Below are 21295 nucleotides of genomic sequence, written 5' to 3' on the forward strand. Positions count from 1 at the left end.
ACACTGAAAACGCCTTTTGACGGCTTCCCAGCCGATCACGGGGCGTTTTCTGGTGTCCGGCGTATCGTTTCCACGGTACGCCATTTTTTATGCCCAAAACCAGAAAGGAGGCGACGCCATGTATTTTACATCCGGCAGCAACCGCGCCTTTGAAAGCCTCATGCAAGGCAAGCCCGGTTTCGACCACTACGACAGCGGCGACGCCGGAGCGCCGGAGGATTGCGGCGACTGCCGTTTCTACCGTCCCGACTGGAAATACCAGTTTTGCGTGTATGCAGAGTGTCCCTACCAGCCGGGCAAGCTCACCGCCTATGACGCGGTTCTATTCCAAGTGAAAGGAGTTGACGACGAGATGGCAGTTTTTCGTGTGGAGAAAAACCGGGGCTACACGGTGATGTCCAACCACCACCTGCGGAACAAAGACCTGTCCCTGAAAGCCAAAGGGCTGCTTTCGCAAATGCTGTCCCTGCCGGAAAATTGGGACTATACCTTGAAAGGCTTGTCCCTTATCAACCGGGAAAGCATCGACGCCATACGGACGGCGGTGTGGGAACTGGAAAAGGCCGGGTATATCACCCGCCAGCAGAACCGGGACGGCAAGGGCAAGATGGCCGACATGGTTTATACCATCTACGAACAGCCGCAGCCCCGGCCAGAGGATGAAGAACAGCCGGGATTGGAAAACCCGGTGTTGGAAAATCCAACATCGGATAATCCAACGTCGGAAAACCCGGTATCGGGAAATCCAATGCAATTAAATAAAGATATACCAAGTAAAGAAAAATCAAATACTGATCTATCAAGTACCCAATCCATTCCTATCCATTCCCCAACCCCCTCTCCTGCGGAGGGCAAGGCGGCACAGCCGCCGGAACGGAAGCGAAAGGATGCGAATGAGGCATACCGGGTGTATGAGGAAATTATCAAGGACAATATCAGCTATGACATTCTGAAAGCCGATCTGCCCTATGACGGCGACCGTCTGGACGAGATTGTAGACTTGATCCTTGAAACCGTCTGCACCCGGCGCAAGACCATCCGTGTTGCCGGTGACGACTACCCGGCGGAACTGGTGAAATCCAAGTTTATGAAGCTGGACAGCGAACACATCCGCTTTGTGCTGGATTGCCTGAACAAGAACACCACGGAAATCCGAAACATCAAGCAGTATCTACGGGCGGCGCTGTTCAATGCCCCGTCCACGATTGGGAATTACTATTCTTCCCTTGTGGCCCATGATATGGCGACCGGGAAAATCTGAAAGGAGGACGGCCCTATGAAACAGGGTGCATTGATCTTTGATGAGCAGGCAGACCGCTACGACATCCGCTTTGATCTGGCAGACTACTACGGCGGGCTGCACTGTGGAGAAACCTTTGACGTGATGGTGGGCGGCAGGTGGAAGCCCACCCGCATTGAAATGGCCGAGGACTGGTATCTGGTGGGCATCCGCGCCGACGACCTTTCCGGCCTGCGGGTGCGGATTTAAGCCATCCCGCCGCCTGCCTGCTGGACTTCCAAAGGAGGGATAGCAGTTGCAGGAAGAAGTAGACCAGAAAACCATAGCGTTAGCGATGAAAACCGGGAAGCTGACCGGCCAAGTGTTGCAGGCGGCCATGAAGAAATTTCTGGCCGCCCGGCAAAAGGGCAAAACCAAGCTGCACCACGGCCAACAAAGCCTGCGGCAGCTCAAAAAGGACGGTTCGGCACTCTCTAACATCGAGATCACCGACGCGAATATTGGCCTGTTCCGGCCCTGCGCCAAGAAATACGATATTGACTACACGCTGCGGAAAGACAGTTCCACCCACCCGCCGCGCTATATCGTGATTTTCAAGACCAAGCAGGCCGACAATCTGGAACAGGCGTTCAAGGAGTTCACCGCCAAGAAGCTGAACCGTGAGAAACGGCCCTCTATCCGCAAGGCCCTGTCTGCCCTGAAACAAAAAGCTGCGGCCAAGACCCAGCAACGGGCCAAGGAGAAAGTCAAGGAAAGGGGGCTGTCGCTATGAAACCAGAGGTAAAAAAGCTGATCCTGTCCAATCTCCCGTACCTGATTTTCGTTTACCTGTTCGGGAAGCTGGGGCAGGCATACCGGCTGGCGGCAGGCGTGGACTTGTCGGAAAAGCTGCTGCATTTCATGGACGGCTGTTCGGCGGCCTTTGCCAATGCTGCCCCCAGCATCCACCCCTTTGACCTGCTGATCGGCGTTGCCGGTGCCGCTGCCCTGCGGCTGATGGTGTATTTCAAGGGGAAAAATGCCAAGAAATACCGCAAAGGCGAGGAATACGGCAGCGCCCGTTGGGGGACGGCCAAGGATATTGCGCCGTACATCGACCCCAATTTTGACAATAACATTTTGCTGACGCAGACGGAACGGCTGACGATGAATAACCGTCCGAAAGACCCGAAAACGGCGAGAAATAAAAATGTGCTGGTAATCGGCGGTTCCGGCTCCGGCAAGACGAGATTTTTTGTAAAACCCAACCTTATGCAATGCGTGTCCAAGGACTACCCGACCTCATTTGTGATAACCGACCCCAAGGGCAGCCTGATCGGTGAGGTGGGCCAGCTTCTTGTCCGCAGCGGCTACCGGGTGAAAGTGCTGAATACCATTAACTTTTCCAAGAGTATGCGGTATAACCCGTTCCGCTACATTCATAGCGAGAAAGACATTTTGAAGCTGGTAAACACGCTGATCTGCAATACCAAGGGCGAGGGCGAAAAATCCGCCGAGGATTTTTGGGTGAAATCGGAACGGCTGCTGTATTCGGCCCTGATCGGCTATATCTGGTACGAAGCGCCGGACGAGGAAATGAACTTCACGACGTTACTTGAGATGATAAATGCGTCGGAGGCCCGCGAGGACGACCCGGAATTTCAGTCACCGGTAGACCAGATGTTTGAACGGCTGGAAGCAAAAGACCCGGATCACTTCGCTGTCAGACAGTACAAGAAATTTCTCTTATCTGCTGGCAAGACCCGTTCCTCTATCCTGATTAGCTGCGGCGCACGTTTAGCGCCATTTGACATCCGCGAGGTACGGGAGCTGATGGAGGACGACGAGCTGGAACTTGACACCATCGGGGACGAGAAAACGGCGCTGTTTTTGATAATGAGCGACACAGACACCACTTTCAATTTTATTCTGGCAATGGTACAGAGCCAGCTTATCAACCTGCTTTGTGACCGTGCCGATGATAAATACGGCGGGCGGCTGCCCGTCCATGTTCGGATGATACTGGACGAGTTTGCCAATATCGGCCAGATACCGAACTTTGACAAGCTCATTGCCACCATCCGAAGCCGGGAAATCTCGGCATCTATTATTCTGCAAAGCCAATCGCAGTTAAAGGCGATTTACAAGGACGCTGCGGAAATCATTTCCGACAACTGCGATTGTACGCTTTTCCTTAGTGGGCGAGGCAAGAACGCCAAGGAGATCGCTGACGTGCTGGGCAAGGAAACCATCGACAGCTACAATCAGAGCGAGAACCGGGGCGCACAGACTTCCCACGGACTGAACTATCAAAAATTGGGAAAGGAGTTGATGTCACAGGACGAAATCGCAACAATGGACGGAGGCAAGTGTATTTTGCAGGTGCGCGGCGTGAGGCCGTTTTTCAGTGAGAAATACGACATCACCAAGCATCCCCGGTATAAATACCTTTCCGACGCCGACAAGAAGAACACCTTTGACGTGGACAGATATTTGTCGTCCATGCGCCGGAAGAAAAAGCGCGTGGTATCAGAGGCGGAAACCTTTGAGCTGTACGACATTGACCTGTCGGATGAAGATATGGCCGCCGAATAAGGCGGCTGGCATAGAAAGGAGCCTGACCCTATGGAACACTCGGACGAACTGACTTTTGCGGACTATTTCAATGCGGAGAAAGAAATCTATCGGAATATCACCTGCGCCGCCCTTGCTGCGCGGTGGCTGCTCGATCATGGTTTCGTAATGCCGACTGACGCCGAAATAAAAGAGCTGGTGGCAGAGGCAAACCGCAAAGTGCTGGAAGCATGGGGCGAAATTTACGCGCTTGCCATGCTGAAATGGCTGGACGGCCAATAACTCCGGGCCGCCTGCGGATTGTGACGTGCTGCTGGATATGACCGGCAGCTTTTTTGTACCCAAAACCACATCACAATCTGAATTTATGGAGGTAAATGTATGGAATTTTTCAACTCTGCTGTTGACACTTTACAGACTATCGTGATCGGCCTCGGCGGTGCCCTTTGCGTGTGGGGCGGCGTGAACCTGCTGGAAGGTTACGGGCAGGATAACCCGGCATCCAAATCGCAGGGCGTCAAGCAGCTTGTCGCGGGAGGTGGTGTCGCCCTGATCGGCCTGACCCTTGTTCCCCTGCTGTCCGGGCTGCTGGGCTGATGGCCCCATCCCTGTCCGAACCGTAACTTCTGACGCTGCATGAAACCTGAAATAATCCCCGCCGCGCCCTCTCGTTTGAACCGGGAGGGCGCGGGAAAGGAGGTGTACCCACATGATAGGTGATCTCATTGGGGATTGGCTGAAAGGCATTTTAATTGACGGCATTATGGGCAACCTCTCCGGCCTGTTCAACACGGTAAATACCAAAGTCGGGGAAATCGCTTCCGACGTGGGGACGACGCCGCAGGACTGGAACGGCGGCATTTTTAGTATGCTGCAATCCCTGTCCGAAACGGTGATTGTCCCCATAGCGGCAGCCATCCTTGCCCTTGTCATGTGCTATGAGCTGATCGAGATGATTGTCGAGAAAAACAATATGCACGACTTCGACAGCTCTATGTTCTTTCGCTGGATGTTCAAATCTGCCTTTGCCATCCTCATTGTGACGAACACATGGAATATCGTCATGGGCGTTTTCGACGCCACACAAGCCGTCGTCAACCAGAGCGCCGGGGTAATCATCGGAGAAACCAGCATTGACTTTGACACGCTGCTCCCCGATCTGGAAAGCCGCCTTGAAGCAATGGACATCGGGCCGTTGCTGGGCTTATGGTTCCAGACCCTTGTTGTGGGGCTGACGATGAACATTCTATCCATCTGCATTTTCCTTGTGACCTACGGGAGAATGATTGAAATATACGCCGTGACCGCGCTGGGGCCGATCCCCCTTGCCACGCTGGGAAACGCGGAGTGGCGCGGCATGGGCCAAAACTATCTGAAATCCCTTTTGGCGCTGGGCTTCCAAGCGTTCCTGATTATGGTTGTCGTCGGCATCTATGCGGTGCTGATACAGGAAATCGGGACGGCGGAGGATATTTCCGGCGCGATCTGGGGCTGCATGGGCTACACGGTGCTTTTGTGTTTCTGCCTGTTTAAGACCGGCAGCATCAGTAAGGCAGTTTTCACAGCCCATTGACGTTGAAATTTTTACGCAGGAGGAAAAAGACTTATCGAGGAACCGCAGAAATATCACATCATATACGCCGATCCGCCGTGGCGGTATGAGTGTAAACGAACAGGGGCGGCGGAGCATCACTATCCCACCATGAGCATTGACGAACTGTGCGCCCTGCCAGTGGGAAAGCTGCCGGAAAAGGACTGCCTGCTGTTTTTGTGGGCCACGTTCCCGCAGCTTCCAGAGGCTTTGCAGCTTATCAAGGCATGGGGCTTCCAGTTTAAGACCGTGGCCTTTGTCTGGCTCAAACGGAACAAGAAAAGCCCTACATGGTTTTACGGGCTGGGCTACTGGACGCGGGGCAATGCGGAAATCTGTCTGCTTGCCAAACGCGGCAAGCCCAAACGCCACAGCGCCGGTGTCCACCAGTTCATTATCTCCCCGGTGGAGGAACACAGCAAAAAGCCGGACGTGACCCGTGACAAGATCGTGGAGCTGGCGGGCGACCTCTCCCGCGTGGAGCTGTTTGCCCGGCAGAAAACGCCGGGCTGGGATGTGTGGGGCAACGAGGTAACAAGCGACCTGACCCTGACATGACTTTTGAAAGAAACGAGGTGATTTGATTGGCTTATGTGACTGTTCCCAAGGATTTAACCCGTGTGAAATCCAAGGTGGTACTGGGACTGACGAAACGGCAACTGATCTGTTTTGGCGGTGCGCTTCTTGTAGGCGTCCCGCTTTTTTTATTGATCCGGGGGCGCGTCCCCACCAGCGCCGCCGCGCTGATTATGGTATTCGCCATGCTCCCCGGCTTCCTGCTGGCCCTGTATGAACGCCACGGCCAGCCCCTTGAAGTGGTGGTATGGCAGATTATCCAGTGCAGCTTCATCCAGCCAAAGGAGAGGCCCTACCAGACCAACAACGCTTACTCTGCCCTTGTGCGGCAGCATCAAATGGAAAAGGAGGTAAATGCCATTGTCCAAAAAGCAAAAGCAAGAGCCGCAGGCAAAGACGCCGGTAAAACTCACCCGCGCCGAAAAGAAAGAAATTCAGGCCATCATCCGCAAATATAAGGGCGACGGCAGGCCCCATTCGGCGCAGGACAGCATCCCCTATGAGGCCATGTATCAGGACGGCGTGTGCCGGGTGACGGCCAACACGTTCAGCAAGTGCATCGAGTTTGCCGACATCAGCTATCAGCTCGCGCAGGCCGACACGAAAACCGCTGTCTTTGAAAACCTGTGCGACCTTTACAACTATCTGGACGCTTCCATCCACGTCCAGTTTTCCTTTGTCAACCGCAAGATCGACCCCAAGCAGTACGCCAAGAGCTTTGAGATCAAGGCGCAGGGGGACGACTTCGACGACATCCGGGCCGAGTACACCGGCATCCTGCAAGACCAGCTTGTGAAAGGCAACAACGGCCTGCAAAAGCGCAAGTTCCTGACATTCACCATTGAGGCCGACAACCTGAAAATGGCCCGCGCAAGGCTTCGCCGCATTGAAACCGACCTCTTAGGCTATTTCAAGAGCATGAGCGCCGTTGCATGGGTGCTGGACGCGAAAGAACGGCTGGAAGTCATGCACAGCATTTTCCACCCGGACGGGGAACCGTTTCATTTTGACTGGAAGTGGCTTGCCCCGTCGGGGCTTTCCACCAAGGATTTCATTGCCCCGTCCTCGTTCCGCTTCGGCAATGCCCGGATGTTCGGGCTGGGCGGCAAGTACGGGGCCGTGAGCTTTCTGCAAATCCTCTCCCCGGAGCTGTCGGACGAAATGCTGGCCGACTTCCTGAACACGGAAAACGGCATTGTCGTCAATCTCCATGTGCAGGCCATCGACCAAGGCGAGGCCATTAAAACCGTCAAGCGGAAAATCACCGACCTTGACGCCATGAAGATACAGGAACAGAAACGGGCCGTTCGCAGCGGCTATGACATGGACATTCTTCCCAGCGACCTTGCCACCTACGGGCAGGACGCGAAAGAGCTTTTGAAAACCCTGCAAAGCCGCAATGAACGGATGTTCCAGATCACCTTTCTGGTTTTGAACACCGCCGACACCCGGCAGAAGTTGGAGAACGAAATCTTCTGGGCCTCTGGCGTGGCGCAGAAATACAACAATTCCCTTGTCCGTCTGGACTACCAGCAGGAACAGGGGCTTATGAGCAGCCTGCCGCTGGGGGCCAGCCACATCAGGATCGAGCGTTCCCTTACCACTTCCGCCGTGGCCGTGTTCGTACCGTTTGTGACGCAGGAGTTGTTTCAAGGCGGAAATGCCATGTATTACGGCATCAATGCCAAGACCGGCAACATGATTATGCTGGACAGGAAACGGGCGCGCTGCCCCAACGGATTGAAGCTGGGAACGCCCGGCAGCGGCAAGTCCATGAGCTGCAAATCCGAGATTTTGAGCGTGTTCCTCTGTACGCAGGACGACGTGTATATCTGTGATCCAGAGGCAGAGTATTATCCCCTTGTGCAGCGGCTCCACGGTCAAGTTGTCCGGCTGTCCCCGACCAGCAAATCCTATGTGAACCCGTTGGACATCAACCTGAATTACAGCGAGGATGAAAACCCGCTGGCCTTAAAATCCGACTTTGTGCTGTCGTTCTGTGAGCTTGTCATGGGCGGCAAGAACGGGCTGGAAGCCATTGAAAAGACGGTGATTGACCGCGCTGTGCAGGTGATCTACCGGCCCTATCTGGCAGACCCCCGCCCGGAAAATATGCCCATCCTTTCGGATTTGCACAAAGCCCTGTTAGACCAGCATATCCCGGAGGCCGACCGGGTGGCACAGGCCCTTGACCTGTATGTGAACGGCTCCCTGAACGTGTTTAACCACCGCACCAACGTCAATATCGAAAACCGCATTGTGGCCTTTGATATTAAAGAGCTGGGCAAACAACTGAAAAAGCTGGGGATGCTCATTGTCCAAGACCAGATTTGGGGCCGCGTTACCCAAAACCGCAGCCAAGGCAAGGCGACGTGGTACTTCTGCGACGAGTTCCACCTGCTTTTGCGGGAGGAACAGACGGCGGCCTTTTCCTGCGAAATCTGGAAGCGTTTCCGAAAATGGGGTGGCGTCCCGACAGGTGCGACGCAGAATGTGAAAGACCTGCTTTCTTCCCCGGAGATTGAGAACATTTTGGAGAACAGCGACTTCATTTGCTTACTAAATCAGGCGTCCGGCGACCGAAAAATCCTTGCGGAGCGATTGAACATTTCCCCGCAGCAGCTACGGTATGTGGACAATTCGGAACCCGGCGAGGGGCTTTTGATTTACGAGAACGTGATCCTGCCCTTTAAGAACCCCATCCCGCAGAACACCCAGCTTTACAGGATTATGACGACCCGGTTAGGCGAGGGGGCCACGGTATGAGCAGGCTTACACATTTCAGCCTGTTCAGCGGAATTGGGGGAATTGACCTTGCCGCAGAAGCAGCCGGATTTACTACGGTATGCCAGTGTGAGTGGGCGGATTTCCCGACCGCCGTACTCAATGCACACTGGCCGACAGTACCTAAATTCCGGGATATTACAACAGTGACAAAGGAGGCATTTTTTGAAAAGACAGGACAACGAACCGTTACACTCATTTCCGGGGGCTTTCCCTGCCAGCCGTTTTCCAGCGCAGGCAAACAGCGGGGCTTCAAAGACGAAAGATACCTATGGCCTGAAATGCTCCGAGTTATCCGGGAACTGCGCCCCCGTTGGGTGCTTGGCGAGAATGTTGCTGGCTTCATCAATATGGGGCTCGACAAGACGATCCTTGATCTGGAAACAGCCGGTTACGCCGTTAGGGTATTCGTATTACCTGCTGTTGCCGTCGGCGCATGGCATGAGCGCAAAAGAACTTTCATCATCGGCTCTGCTTCTTCCAACACCCCTTGCCAGCGACACGGGGGATGTGGGGGAAAATCTGGACGTGCGGATGTCGCCGACCGGGAGCTTCAAGAAATACAACCCCAGCGGGGCCGCATGGACGGCGCGGCTGTCATGGGCGGTCTACCGATTGGTAGGGCGCCCGCCCGGCGACGTGAAATTAAATCCCGACTGGGTGGAATGGCTGATGGGCTTCCCCCAGAGATGGACGGACATACCATGTGGGCAGAAGAACCCAAGGACATCCCATACCTAATCAGCGACCCGCCGCAGAATGTGGCGAAACGATTAAAGACGTTAGGCAACGCCGTTGTCCCGCCGCAGGTGTATCCCATCCTGCGGTATATCTCCGACATTGAAACCGGGCGCTGCCTTAACTGGTGTACTTCATCGAAAGGAGGTGATTTACCATGAAGCCCTTAAAACCCCGTGACAAGGTGACGCAGCGCATGACCCGCGACGGCCTGACGCTGGATAACCAGACCACCGGCGAGAGCGTCAACGTGTCCAGCCGGGAAGCCGAGCCGGAATATTCTGCCGCCGAGCCGGGCGGCGCTGCGGAAAAGGTACTGGAACGGGCCGGGGACATCCGCGACCGCCGCAAGGCGAAACGGGCGGCCAAGGACGCCGGGGACGTGGTGACGGAGGCAGGCGAAGCCCTGCACCGGCCATCTTCCCGGCTGCAATTTACCGCCGAGGAACGGGCTGACCCCCAGCTTTCCAAGTACATCCACAAGGCAGAGAAAAAGGCGGATAAGCTGGACGCCGCCAAAGACGCGCTGCCCAAAAAGCGCGTTGTCACCACCGAAACCGTCTACGACGAGGCATCCGGCAGGGCCAAGACCAAGCTGCGCTTTGACAAGGTGGAGAAACCGGCCCCCAAGCTAAAGCCCAATCCCATGAGCCGCCCGGTTCAGGAAGCCGGGCTGTTCGTCCACGGCAAAATCCATGAAGTCGAGGGCGAAAACGTGGGCGTGGAGGGCGGCCACAAGGGGGAGGAACTTGCCGAACGGCAGGCGGGCAAGGCCATCCGCAGCGGTATCCGGCACCATAAGCTCAAACCCTACCGGGCCGCAGCCAAGGCGGAACGGAAATCCATTGCCGCCAACGCCGAGTATGTCTACCAGAAATCTTTGCGGGATAACCCGGAGCTGGCGCAGGCGGTGAGCAATCCCGTGTCCCGGTTCTGGCAGAAGCAGAAAATCAAGCGTGACTACGCCAGAGCAGCGAGGGCCGCAGGCCAGACGGCACAGGGCGCGGCGGGAGCCGCCACCAAGACGGCGCAGGCCAGCGCCGCAGCCGCCAAGAAAGCCGCCAAGGAAAGCAAAAAAGGAGCGTCGTTCCTTGTCCGTCACTGGAAAGGGGCGCTGCTGATCGGCGGCGTGGGCCTCATGCTTATGCTGATTATGGGCGGCCTGCAATCCTGTACCGCCATGTTTGGCAGCGCCGGGACGGGGCTTGCGGCCACGTCCTATCTGTCCGAGGACGACGATATGCTGGGGGCCGAAGCCGCCTACGCGGATTTGGAGGCTGACTTGCAGCATGAATTGGACAACTACGAAAGCCTGCACCCCGGCTATGACGAATACCGCTATGATCTGGACGACATCAGCCATGACCCCTATGTGCTGACTTCCATCCTGTCGGCGCTTCATGGCGGGGCCTATACGCTGGATGAAGTACAGGGCGACCTTGACCGGCTGTTTGGGCTGCAATACACCCTGACACAGACCATTGAAACGGAAACCCGCTACCGCACCGAAACCCGGACGGGGACGCGCACCGTCACCGACCCGGAAACCGGCGAAACCACCACGGAGGAATACGAGTACGAGGTGGAAGTGCCGTACACCTATTACATTTGCAACGTGGAGCTGGTAAACAACGACCTGTCCCACCTGCCCGTTTCCATTATGAGCGAGGAACAGTTGAGCTTGTATGCCGCCTATATGCAGACGCTGGGAAACCGGCCCGATTTGTTCCCAAGCGGCAGCTATCCCAATGCTTCCACCGTCAAGGAGCCGACCTACTATGAAATCCCGCCGGAGGCTTTGGAGGATGAAACCTTTGCGGCCATGATTGCGGAGGCAGATAAATACGTCGGTTATCCCTATGTGTGGGGCGGTTCCAGCCCGTCTACTTCCTTTGATTGCAGCGGATTTATTTCATGGGTAATCAATCATTCCGGCTGGAACGTGGGACGCCTGACGGCGCAGGGCCTTTACAACATCTGCACCCCTGTCACGGCGGAGCAGGCCAAGCCCGGCGACCTTGTGTTTTTCGTCGGCACCTACGACACCCCCGGCGTGTCCCATGTGGGGCTGTATGTAGGCAATTCCGTCATGTTGCATTGCGGCGACCCCATTTCCTACACGAACTTAAATTCAAGCTATTGGCAACAGCATTTTTACTGCTATGGGCGTCTGCCTTGACGCCAGAAAGGAGCGTTTTTCTATGGCAACCAACAAACTTGACCGTATCGAACGGGATATTCAGAAAACCAAGACCAAGATTGCGGAACTGCAAAAGCAGCTTCGGGAACTGGAAGCGGCAAAGACCGAACAGGAAAATTTGCAGATCGTCCAGCTTGTGCGGGGCCTGAACATGACGCCGGAGGAATTTGCCGCTTTTGTACGCGGCGGCGCATTGCAGGCACCCCCGGCACCGCTGCCGGATTTTGAACAGGAGGACAACGCCGATGAAGAATAAGTTTTTCCGCACCTTTGCCGTGACGCTGGCCGCCGTGCTGTGCCTCACGGCCTTTTCCACCACCGCATTTGCCGGGGGCGCTGACCCTGACCCGGCACCGCTGCCGGAGGAAACGGGAACCCCTACCACCGGCGGCATTGAGCTGGACACCGAGGACGCCGAGGGTGGCAACGGCACATCCAGCACCACCGAGGACACCGACGCCAGCGACAAAGAAAGCACCGGCGCGGCGGAAACCATGACCGACGAGGAAATGGCCGCCCTGCTTTCTTCCCTGCTGGGATCGCAGGTGGATGTTACCATCACCGACGAGGGCATCCGGCTCACCAACAAAGACGACGGCACCCCCAACCAGACCGGCACTGTCGTCACCAACGGCGGAAACCTAAACGTCCGTACCGGCGCGGGGACAGACAACCAAGCCTTTACCCAGCTTCCCAACGGGACGCAGGTGGAAGTGATCGGCACCGAGGATAACGGCTGGGTGAAAATTCTCCTGCCGGAGCGCGAGGGCTACGTCTGCGGCGACTATCTGACCGTGAGCGACGCCGCCACCGGCGACGGCGATTTTTCCCTTACCCTGAATGGGGAGGAACTTTCCGCCCTGCTGGAACAGTTTGGCGGATCAGTTGGCGGCAGCGCCGCCCTGACCCCGGACGGCAACCTATCGCTGATTGACGACATCGGAACCACCGGCGGCAAGCAGTTTATCACGCTGCAAACCAAGGCGGGCAACACCTTTTACCTGATTATCGACCGGGACGACGAGGGCGAGGAAACCGTTCATTTCCTGAACCAAGTGGATGAAGCCGACCTGATGGCCTTGACCGAGGATGGCGAAACCGCCCCGGCGACCTGTACCTGTACGACCAAGTGTGAGGCCGGGGCCGTCAACACCGCCTGCCCGGTATGCAAAAATAACCTGACCGCCTGCGTAGGCGCAGCGCCGGAAGCCGAGGAACCGGCAGAAACCACCGAGCCGGAAGAAGAAGCCGGGAACAGCATGGGCGGTTTGATTGTGTTCCTTGTGGTGCTGCTCATTGGCGGCGGCGCGGCTCTCTACTTCTTCAAGTTTAAGAAGCCCAAGGCCGACGTGAAAGGCAGCGACGATCTGGACGAATACGACTTCGGGGAGGACGAGGACGACGACGAGGACGAACCGGCCCCGGAGGTGGACGACGACACCGGCGAGGTAGAGGCCAGACCGTTAGACGACTATCTGCTGGATGAAGATGAACCGAAAAAGGAGGATGAAGTATGAGTTATCAGCTTGTAATTGCAGAGAAGCCGAGCGTCGCCCGCAGCATTGCGGGCGTGATCGGAGCCAACAAGAAACAGGACGGCTACATGGAGGGGAACGGCTATCTGGTGAGCTGGTGTATCGGCCACCTTGTTTCCCTTGCCGACGCCGGGGCTTATGACCCCCGTTATAAGAAATGGGCCTATGACGACCTGCCGATTTTGCCGCAGGAATGGCAGTACATTATCCCGGACGAAAAGAAAAAGCAGTTTGACATCCTGCGTTCCCTGATGGAGCGCCCCGACGTGGACGGCCTTGTGTGCGCCACCGACGCCGGACGCGAGGGAGAACTCATTTTCCGTTTCGTCTACCAGATGGCGGGCTGCCAAAAGCCGTTCAAGCGGCTGTGGATTTCCAGCATGGAGGACGCTGCCATCAAGGAGGGCTTTGCCCACCTGAAACCGGGGACTGACTACGACAACCTGTATCAATCGGCCCTGTGCCGGGCGCAGGCCGATTGGCTGGTGGGGATCAACGCCACACGGCTTTTCTCCATCCTCTACCACAAGACCCTGACGGTGGGCCGGGTGCAGACGCCGACCTTAAAAATGCTGGTTGACCGGGAGGCCAAGATCAGTGATTTCAAGAAAGAGAAATATCACATCGTCCATATCGCAGCGGGCGGCATGGAGGCGGCCAGCGACCGCGTTTCCAGTGCTGCCGACGCCGACGCCACCAAGACGGCCTGTGCAGGAGGGCAGGCCGTTTGTGTATCGGTGAAGCGTGAGAAAAAGACGGAGCAGCCGCCCCGCCTCTACGACCTCACCACCTTGCAGCGGGAGGCCAACCGCCTGTTTGGATTTACCGCCAAGCAGAGCCTTGACTATGCCCAACAGCTCTACGAAAAGAAGCTGCTGACCTATCCCCGCACCGACAGCCAGTATCTTACCGACGATATGCAGCCTGCGGCGGAAAGCATCGTGTCCGGCCTGTGGCCCCTGCTTCCCTTTGCGGCGGGCCTTGACATTGCCCCGCAGTTTGGCCGGGTGCTGAACAGCAAAAAGGTGAGCGACCACCACGCCATCATCCCCACGATGGAGTTTGTGCAAAAAGGCTTTGACGGGCTGACCGAGGGCGAAAAGAAACTGCTGTCCCTTGTCTGCTGCAAGCTGCTGTGTGCTGTGGCCGCGCCCCATGTGTTTGAGGCCGTCACCGCCACGTTCACCTGCGCCGGGAAAGAATTTATCGTCAAGGGAAAAACCATCCTGACGCCGGGCTGGAAAGAGATTGACCGTCGTTTCCGTGCTTCCTTTAAGGCCGACGCCGACGAGGACGCCCCGGAGCTGGCGCGGGAGCTGCCGGAGCTGGCCGAGGGCCAGACCTTTGACAAGGTGGAGGCTTCCGTAACCGAGCATTTCACCACACCCCCGAAGCCCTACACCGAAGATACGCTTCTGTCGGCTATGGAACGGGCCGGGGCCGAGGATATGCCGGAGGACGCCGAGCGCCAAGGTTTGGGAACCCCGGCCACCCGCGCTTCCATTCTGGAAAAGCTGGTACAGATGGGATTTGTGGAACGGAAAGGCAAGCAGCTTCTTCCCACCAAGGACGGCCACAACCTTGCCTGCGTCCTGCCGGATGTGCTGACTTCTCCCCAGCTCACCGCTGAATGGGAAAATACGTTGACGGCCATTGCCAAGGGCGAGGCTGACCCGGACGGCTTCATGGCTGGTATTGAGGAAATGACGCGGGGTCTGATTTCCGGCTATTCGCAGATCAGCGAGGACGCGCAGAAATTGTTTCAGAAAGAGCGCGTGGTTATCGGCAAGTGTCCCCGCTGCGGCGAAAGCGTCTACGAGGGCAAGAAGAACTACTACTGCGGGAACCGGGCCTGCCAGTTTGTTATGTGGAAGAATGACCGATTTTTTGAGGAACGGGGCAAGGCGTTCACGCCGAAAATCGCCGCCGCATTGCTCAAAGACGGAAAGGCAAAGGTAAAGGGCCTGCGTTCCATGAAAACCGGGAAAACCTACGACGGGACGGTGCTTTTAGCCGATACCGGCGGGAAATACGTCAACTATCGCATTGAACGGAGGGACAAAAACTAAAAAACAGCAAGCATAGGAAGTGTAGCCACACTTCCGGCAAATCCCTGACCCGGCCACCCCTGCCGGGCCGGGGATTTTGCTTTTTGGGGCATATCCCCAAACCCCTTGATTTTTTCAGAAAGGAGGGCTGCCGATGGCAAGTCTTAGGGACATGGTATCAGAGTATCAAGACGACCTTAGAAACGGAATTGCATGGCTGGCGTTCTGGCGTGAGGGCCGGAGCTGGCAGGCAGAGGCGTTTCACCTTGATCTGGACGACACCCTTTATCCAGAGGACAGGGCGCGGCTTGCAGAGATACAGGCCGCCGACCCACGGGCCGTTGTGGTAAACGGCTATTATTCCGGCTATCTGGGAGAGGAAATGAACGTGGCGGAGCTGGCTGCCGGTGTGCGCCACCACTACGACAACGGCCTGAACAATATTGCCTCATTCATGGAGGCCCACAGCGACGAGCTGCCGCCGGATGTGTTGGAGGCGGCGCGGGAAAAAGCCCATGCTGCCGGACTGCCGTTCTATGAGCGCCCCTACCGTGGGGACGACATCGACCCGTACACTTATGACGGCCACATGAGCATTGAGGACTACGAGCTAATGCAGAAATTGATGGAGCAAGACCAAGAAAGGAGGGAACCCGTGAGCGAAGTCTTTTCGATTATGATTGACAACCGCACCGAGGCGCAGAACGATGGGCCGCATGGTTATTGGCTGGATTTGCCGACCACCGCCGAGAAGTTACAGGATGCCATGCGGGAAATCCATATCAGCACTGACAATCCGCAGGATTTTTTCATTGCCGGATTTTCCTACCCGGAGGACAGACGCCTTGCCATCCCCTATGACATGGTGCTGGCCGCCGATGTGGACGAACTGAATTTCCTTGCCGCAAGGTTGGACACGCTGGACGCTGCCGCCCTTGCGGAACTGAACGCCGCCCTGCAAAATCCAAGGGGCGGCTTTGAAAATATCGGGCAGATTATCGACTACGCCGACAACGTGGACTACTTTGTGCATCTGCCGGATGTGCAATCCCCCGGCCAGTTGGGGGACTACTACCTGAACCGTTCCGGCATGGTGGATATGCCGGAAGAATGGAAAACCGGGATTGACGCGGCCCGGTTCGGGGAGCATATCGCCCGGCAGGAACAGGGCACGTTTACGCCTTATGGCTATCTGGTGCGAAGCGGCGACGAATGGCAGCGCGTCCATGAGGGACAGCCGGTGCCGGAGGAATACCGGGTGATGGGCTTTCCCCAGCCGGACGTGCTGCGGGAAGCTGTGCAGACCCGACAGGAAACCGCCCCTACCGCCGAGGCCCCGGCCCAGCCGCAGGTGATCCCCATTATCTTAAACAGCAAGAACAGCGCCGACCGCATGAAAGAGATTACCGACAAACTGGAAACCGGCATCATGGATTTGTTTGAAAGCGACCGCTTCCAAGCCTACCTTGACACAATGGCCCGCTTCCACAATTACAGCTTTAACAACACCATCCTCATTGCCATGCAGGGCGGCCAGCTTGTGGCGGGCTACAACAAGTGGCGGGATGAATTTCACCGCAACGTCAAAAAGGGTGAGAAAGGCATCAAGATATTTGCCCCGGCCCCCTATAAGGTGAAAAAGGAAGTGCCGAAGCTGGACGAACAGGGCCAGCCGGTCAAGGACAAGGACGGGAACACCGTCACCGAGCAGAAAGAAATCCAAGTCCCGGCGTTCAAAATCGTGTCTGTCTTTGATGTGAGCCAGACCGAGGGCGAACCGCTGCCGTCGCTGGGCGTGGAGGAATTGGCCGGGGACGTGGAGCGGTATCAGGACTTTTTCAAGGCGCTGGAACAGACTTCCCCCGTCCCGATGGCTTTTGAGGATATTCCGGGCGGTTCCCACGGCTACTACCACCTGACGGAAAAGCGGATCGCCATTCAGGAGAACATGAGCGAGCTGCAAACCTTAAAGACGGCCATTCACGAAATCGCCCATGCCAAGCTCCATGCCATTGACCCGGAGGCCCCCGCCGCCGAACAGCAGAACCGGCCTGACAGCCGTACCCGCGAGGTGCAGGCCGAGAGCGTGGCCTATACCGTCTGCCAGCACTACGGGCTGGACACGTCCGACTATTCCTTTGGCTATGTGGCCGGGTGGAGTTCCGGCAAAGACCTGAAAGAGTTGCGGGCGTCCCTTGAAACCATCCGGGCCACCGCCCATGAATTGATTACCACCATTGACGGCCACCTTGCCGAGCTTCAAAAACAGCGGCAGGCCCAGCAGGAACAGACACCGGCGCAGGAACAGCCGCAGGCCGCCGAGCAGCCAGCGCCGGACAGTGTGTTTTCCAAGATGCCCCCGGAACAGCAGCAGGAAATGGCCGACAGTGTGAAAGCCATGCTGCAAACCCTGATTGACGCCGATGTGAAATCCACCGGCGAGGTGACGCAAGGCACGTTGGACGCCATTCAGACACAGGGCTTTGTCCTCTCTGACGACGGGACGCTGCAACGGGCCGGGGCCAGCCAAACGCCGGAGCCGCAGACCGAAGCACCGGCCCTTGGCCCGGCAGCGGAGCCGGTTGTGACGATCCTGTTCAGCGAAAGCCCCCATCTGGAAACCGGCCAGCAAATGCCGCTGCATGAGGCCGACGCCCTCTTTGCCAAGCTGGACGCCGAACACCAAGGCGGCGGCTACTACGATAAGATCGACTTCCGCATTGACTTTACTTTTCAAGGTGAGGCCCACAGCTATTCCGGGCGGCAGGATTTTGGCGACCGGGACGGTTCCCTGATCGAGCATATCCGGGGCTATCAGGAATTTTACCTGCATGATGAACAGTGGAAAAACCATGTGCTGAAATACCGGGGGCCGGAGGCGTTGGCCGAGGATCAGGCCAGCCGGGAAGCCTTTGTATCTGAAATCATCCCGTACATGGAGCTGCATTGCAACCTGTCCCGGCTGGAACAGGAGGCGCAAACCCGTTTGGCGTCTGGCGATACCCTGACGCCGGAGGAAACAGCCTACTATGGGGCGCTGGAAAACTACGTCAAGGAGTGCCGCCCGCTTCTCAATCAGGGCCAGTATCAGTTGCCGGAGCCTGAAACGGCGCAGGAAGATGTTTCTGCCGACGAGCCGCAGGCCAAGCCAGCCGATAAGCCCCTGACCGATTTGCAGAAAAAGGCGGTGGAAATCGCTGACCGCTACAAAGACCTGCCCCTGCAAGGCAAGATTGATATAATCGCGCAGGCGTTTGGCTGCAAGACCGGCGAAATCCGCACGTCCCCCTGTACCGGCAAATGGCGCGGCACCAGCGATATGTCCATCCACTTTGACAACGGCGCATCCCTGTTCATCGGCAACCACCTGACGCCAAAGGCCAAAACCGTAAAGGTACAGACGGAATGTGTCAACAGTGCGTTGGTACGGTATAACCCGGAAATCGTGCAAGCCACCAAGGAAGCGGCCCTGCCCGTGCTGTTGCAGCGGGAGGCCAAGGACAACGAGATTGCCGCCCAAAAGGGATTGAAGCCCTACACGCTGCTGAATGTGGAGTTCAACGACGGAGCCGACGAGCAGACCGGCGGCTATATGGGCTGGTACTATGTGACGCTGGCCGTGGACGGGAAAATCTGCACCCATCTGGAAACAGGATTGAACTATGACATTGCAGACGGCAAGGTAAGCGACACCCACACACGGGCCGACTACTATCCGGCGGGAGCCTTGAAAGAAACCGATGTGGACTATGTTTTCAATAACGTGGGATTTTCCTCTGCATCCACCCTTTATACGGTGCCGCTGCGGGAGGATGTGCGGGAACGGGCGGAACAAACGCTGGCCCAGCGCAGCGCCGACCAGCCGGAACGGGATACCTTTTCCATCTACCAAGTGCCTGCTGGCCCGGATGGACGCGATTTCCGTTTCCGTTCCTATGAGGAATTGCAGGCCGCAGGGCTGGCCGTGGACAGAAAAAATTATGAGCTTGTCTACACGGCCCCGCTGGACGGTAAGACCACGTTAGAGAATATTTACCGCACGTTTAATACCGACGACCGGCCTGCCGACTTCCGGGGCCACAGCCTATCCGTTTCGGATGTTGTTGTGATAAATCGTGGCGGCAAGGAGGAAGCCCATTACTGTGACAGCATCGGCTTTACCCCTGTGCCGGAGTTTATGCGGGAAAGCCCGATTAAGACCGCCGAAATGTCCACCGAGCAGAATTACAACATGATTGACGGCACCCTGAACAATGCCCCGTCGATGGGCGAACTGGAAGCCAGAGCAAAGGCCGGGGAACAGATTTCCTTGTTTGATGTGGCCGAGGCAGCAAAAGCGGAGGCCAAGAAGCCGAAGCAGACCCGCCCTGTAACCAAGACCGCCCAGAGCCAGAAAAAGCCGTCTATCCGGGCACAGCTTAAAGCCGCCAAGGAGGAACAGGCCAAAAAGCCGCCGCAGCGGGAAAAATCAAAGGAATTGGAGGTGTAGGCCGTGAACAGATTTGAAAATGTGGATGTGCTGGCCGCGCTGGAACAACTTATGCGCCAGAACACCGCCTTTTACCGCAATGATTTTGAAATTGACAAAGAGATGATCCGGCAGGCCGCCGCCAGCGACAGGGCCGAGGACAAAACGCTGCTGTGGATGTCCCGCCCGTCCGGGACGTACTGTTTCCGGGAGCGCGACGTTTTCCTGCAAGATACCCGGCAGCATAACACATGGCGTTTTTATGGGGAGCAGACCCGTGACCGTATTCTGGCCTACGCCGTGGAGCTGACTGGCAAGGTGGGCGGAAAGATACGGGGCAATCTCTATGAGCTGGACTATCCCCAGCATTTCCGGCACGTCGCAGTCGAGGCGGTACAGGCCGACACCATCACCCTGCACTATGAAAAGGGCGACCGGGAACAGCCTGCCAAGCTGTACTTTGACGGTCATCCCGACCCCAAGCTGGGGGCGTTCCTGCGGTATGAGGCAAAACCCAATGAGCCGGAAAACCTGCGGGAAGTGCTGCGGCAGGAACAGAAAGGCCGGGAGCAGCTTCAACCGGGCGACTTCAAAGCCCATGTCACGGCGCTGCATGACAGCCTGATCCGGGACGAGGCGCAGCGCATTGTTGCGGGAATGAAAGAGCTGTCCACCCCGAACAGCCCCAACAAGACGCATTTCATGGTAGAATTATCCCCATACTTTACGCAGATCGCGTCCAGCAAGGATACTGACCGCCTCTTTTCCATGCTGCCTTATAAATCTCTGGTTTTTACGGGCATCAAGGACAGGCACGGGATATATGCCATGATAGGCAAAGACGAGAACCGGGACAAGGAAGTGCGGCAGCCCCGCGCTTCCATCCGAAAGCAGCTATCCGAAAATAAGCAGGCCCAAGTCCCGAAAAAGGCCCCGGCCCGCACCAAGAAAAACGAATTGGAGGTATGACAATGCAGTTTAATGTGGAGGAAGAAAACCTGATCTGCCTGTATCACAATGCCGACCGGCGCAGGACGATGGCGAAGCTCCATGCCGCGCTGCCGGATATGGACGGGGAAATGGCGGCGCTGGCCCGCCAGACCCTTGCCAAGCTGGATAGCATGACCGACGCCGACTTTGAAGCGCAGAAGTTCCATTTCACAGACGAGTAAATAAAGCATAACGAAGCGCCGGACGCGGGGGCTGTATGGCCTCTGCGTCCGGCGCTATTTTTTTGCCTTTATGCCTGCTCCATTGGGAAATTCGGCAGGGCTTCCAACAGTTTCATAATCAAGTGCTGTTTCATATCCTCGTCAACGGCCAGCTCGTCGATCATCGGGGCATAGTGTTCAATCACTTTTTCCGTAGCCCACTTCTCACCCGCGACGGCGGCCTTGATCGTGGCGCTGTCCAGCAACATTTCCTGTTCGGCCATCCCTTAAACACTCCTGTCATAGTTTTTATTCAGCATACCACAGAAGCGCCGGGAATACCACCATCAGAAAAATTTTCCTACGCATTTAGAAGCCCTCTCTGGCCGGGATTGGATAATCTGTCCCGCC

At 56.7% G+C, this 21295-nt stretch carries 19 protein-coding genes and 1 pseudogene; 19 read left to right on the forward strand and 1 reads right to left on the reverse strand.

The genetic code is table 11. The features are described from left to right. Positions 1–118 precede the first annotated feature (118 nt). The 19 genes and pseudogenes from AC127K_RS08935 to AC127K_RS09025 all read left to right on the forward strand — a co-directional run bounded on the left by AC127K_RS08935 (position 119) and on the right by AC127K_RS09025 (position 20905). Complete coding sequence (locus tag AC127K_RS08935) at positions 119–1261, forward strand: DUF6017 domain-containing protein (protein WP_483720301.1); 1143 nt, start codon at positions 119–121, stop codon at positions 1259–1261. 15 nt (positions 1262–1276) lie between these two features. Beyond that, positions 1277–1489 (forward strand): DUF5348 domain-containing protein, encoded by a 213-nt coding sequence (locus AC127K_RS08940; protein ID WP_196931875.1) that lies wholly within the window; start codon positions 1277–1279, stop codon positions 1487–1489. 46 nt (positions 1490–1535) lie between these two features. Further along, positions 1536–2012: a PcfB family protein gene (locus tag AC127K_RS08945; protein WP_483720302.1), complete on the forward strand. Its 477-nt coding sequence runs from the start codon at positions 1536–1538 to the stop codon at positions 2010–2012. Further along, positions 2009–3814 (forward strand): VirD4-like conjugal transfer protein, CD1115 family, encoded by a 1806-nt coding sequence (locus AC127K_RS08950; RefSeq protein ID WP_483720303.1) that lies wholly within the window; start codon positions 2009–2011, stop codon positions 3812–3814. The genes AC127K_RS08945 and AC127K_RS08950 overlap by 4 nt, the downstream gene beginning before the upstream one ends. A 30-nt stretch (positions 3815–3844) precedes the next feature. Beyond that, positions 3845–4075 carry a hypothetical protein gene (locus AC127K_RS08955; protein ID WP_006575179.1) on the forward strand — a complete coding sequence of 77 codons (231 nt, stop codon included), beginning with the start codon at positions 3845–3847 and terminating at the stop codon, positions 4073–4075. Between the two features lie 99 nt (positions 4076–4174). After that, entirely contained in the window at positions 4175–4390 is a 216-nt protein-coding gene (locus tag AC127K_RS08960) for a Maff2 family mobile element protein (protein WP_076778855.1), read from the forward strand. A 112-nt stretch (positions 4391–4502) separates the two neighbouring features. After that, positions 4503–5366, forward strand: coding sequence for a VirB6/TrbL-like conjugal transfer protein, CD1112 family (locus AC127K_RS08965; protein WP_483720305.1), 864 nt, complete (start codon positions 4503–4505; stop codon positions 5364–5366). A gap of 33 nt (positions 5367–5399) precedes the next feature. Beyond that, positions 5400–5942, forward strand: coding sequence for an MT-A70 family methyltransferase (locus AC127K_RS08970; RefSeq protein WP_483722186.1), 543 nt, complete (start codon positions 5400–5402; stop codon positions 5940–5942). A 26-nt stretch (positions 5943–5968) separates the two neighbouring features. Continuing rightward, positions 5969–6418 (forward strand): PrgI family protein, encoded by a 450-nt coding sequence (locus AC127K_RS08975; protein ID WP_483720306.1) that lies wholly within the window; start codon positions 5969–5971, stop codon positions 6416–6418. Further along, positions 6315–8726, forward strand: a complete 2412-nt coding sequence (locus AC127K_RS08980; protein ID WP_483720307.1) for a VirB4-like conjugal transfer ATPase, CD1110 family — start codon at positions 6315–6317, stop codon at positions 8724–8726. The genes AC127K_RS08975 and AC127K_RS08980 overlap by 104 nt, the downstream gene beginning before the upstream one ends. Then, entirely contained in the window at positions 8723–9643 is a 921-nt protein-coding gene (locus AC127K_RS08985; RefSeq protein WP_483720308.1) for a DNA cytosine methyltransferase, read from the forward strand. The genes AC127K_RS08980 and AC127K_RS08985 overlap by 4 nt, the downstream gene beginning before the upstream one ends. Then, positions 9640–11661: a C40 family peptidase gene (locus AC127K_RS08990; RefSeq protein WP_483720309.1), complete on the forward strand. Its 2022-nt coding sequence runs from the start codon at positions 9640–9642 to the stop codon at positions 11659–11661. Before AC127K_RS08985 ends, AC127K_RS08990 begins: the two co-directional genes overlap by 4 nt. 22 nt (positions 11662–11683) lie before the next feature. Beyond that, positions 11684–11938 (forward strand): DUF4315 family protein, encoded by a 255-nt coding sequence (locus AC127K_RS08995; RefSeq protein ID WP_483720310.1) that lies wholly within the window; start codon positions 11684–11686, stop codon positions 11936–11938. Continuing rightward, entirely contained in the window at positions 11928–13199 is a 1272-nt protein-coding gene (locus AC127K_RS09000; RefSeq protein ID WP_483720311.1) for a CD1107 family mobile element protein, read from the forward strand. The genes AC127K_RS08995 and AC127K_RS09000 overlap by 11 nt, the downstream gene beginning before the upstream one ends. Beyond that, entirely contained in the window at positions 13196–15286 is a 2091-nt protein-coding gene (locus AC127K_RS09005) for a DNA topoisomerase 3 (protein WP_483720312.1), read from the forward strand. The genes AC127K_RS09000 and AC127K_RS09005 overlap by 4 nt, the downstream gene beginning before the upstream one ends. 151 nt (positions 15287–15437) lie before the next feature. Continuing rightward, positions 15438–15656 (forward strand): annotated as a pseudogene (locus AC127K_RS09010) (hypothetical protein); the annotation flags it as partial. 198 nt (positions 15657–15854) lie between these two features. Next, positions 15855–19754, forward strand: a complete 3900-nt coding sequence (locus AC127K_RS09015) for an LPD25 domain-containing protein (RefSeq protein ID WP_483722187.1) — start codon at positions 15855–15857, stop codon at positions 19752–19754. Positions 19755–19757: 3 nt separating this feature from the next. Next, positions 19758–20702 (forward strand): hypothetical protein, encoded by a 945-nt coding sequence (locus AC127K_RS09020; protein ID WP_483720313.1) that lies wholly within the window; start codon positions 19758–19760, stop codon positions 20700–20702. A 2-nt stretch (positions 20703–20704) separates the two neighbouring features. Next, positions 20705–20905 (forward strand): transposon-transfer assisting family protein, encoded by a 201-nt coding sequence (locus AC127K_RS09025; protein WP_483720314.1) that lies wholly within the window; start codon positions 20705–20707, stop codon positions 20903–20905. A 68-nt stretch (positions 20906–20973) separates the two neighbouring features. Here AC127K_RS09025 and AC127K_RS09030 read toward each other — a convergent pair whose 3' ends face one another. Beyond that, the gene (locus tag AC127K_RS09030; RefSeq protein ID WP_177310995.1) at positions 20974–21168 is read right to left on the reverse strand and encodes a helix-turn-helix domain-containing protein; all 195 of its coding nucleotides are present in this window, start codon (positions 21166–21168) and stop codon (positions 20974–20976) included. Positions 21169–21295: the final 127 nt, after the last annotated feature.

The sequence above is a fragment of the Subdoligranulum sp. DSM 23681 genome, assembly GCF_057005535.1.

Coding starts and splice junctions, on each gene's coding strand:
- AC127K_RS08935 (WP_483720301.1), top strand. CDS start 119: ATGTATTTTACATCCGGCAGCAACCGCGCCTTTGAAAGCCTCATGCAA.
- AC127K_RS08940 (WP_196931875.1), top strand. CDS start 1,277: ATGAAACAGGGTGCATTGATCTTTGATGAGCAGGCAGACCGCTACGAC.
- AC127K_RS08950 (WP_483720303.1), top strand. CDS start 2,009: ATGAAACCAGAGGTAAAAAAGCTGATCCTGTCCAATCTCCCGTACCTG.
- AC127K_RS08955 (WP_006575179.1), top strand. CDS start 3,845: ATGGAACACTCGGACGAACTGACTTTTGCGGACTATTTCAATGCGGAG.
- AC127K_RS08960 (WP_076778855.1), top strand. CDS start 4,175: ATGGAATTTTTCAACTCTGCTGTTGACACTTTACAGACTATCGTGATC.
- AC127K_RS08965 (WP_483720305.1), top strand. CDS start 4,503: ATGATAGGTGATCTCATTGGGGATTGGCTGAAAGGCATTTTAATTGAC.
- AC127K_RS08980 (WP_483720307.1), top strand. CDS start 6,315: ATGCCATTGTCCAAAAAGCAAAAGCAAGAGCCGCAGGCAAAGACGCCG.
- AC127K_RS08985 (WP_483720308.1), top strand. CDS start 8,723: ATGAGCAGGCTTACACATTTCAGCCTGTTCAGCGGAATTGGGGGAATT.
- AC127K_RS08990 (WP_483720309.1), top strand. CDS start 9,640: ATGAAGCCCTTAAAACCCCGTGACAAGGTGACGCAGCGCATGACCCGC.
- AC127K_RS08995 (WP_483720310.1), top strand. CDS start 11,684: ATGGCAACCAACAAACTTGACCGTATCGAACGGGATATTCAGAAAACC.
- AC127K_RS09000 (WP_483720311.1), top strand. CDS start 11,928: ATGAAGAATAAGTTTTTCCGCACCTTTGCCGTGACGCTGGCCGCCGTG.
- AC127K_RS09005 (WP_483720312.1), top strand. CDS start 13,196: ATGAGTTATCAGCTTGTAATTGCAGAGAAGCCGAGCGTCGCCCGCAGC.
- AC127K_RS09015 (WP_483722187.1), top strand. CDS start 15,855: ATGAGCATTGAGGACTACGAGCTAATGCAGAAATTGATGGAGCAAGAC.
- AC127K_RS09025 (WP_483720314.1), top strand. CDS start 20,705: ATGCAGTTTAATGTGGAGGAAGAAAACCTGATCTGCCTGTATCACAAT.
- AC127K_RS09030 (WP_177310995.1), bottom strand. CDS start 21,168: ATGGCCGAACAGGAAATGTTGCTGGACAGCGCCACGATCAAGGCCGCC.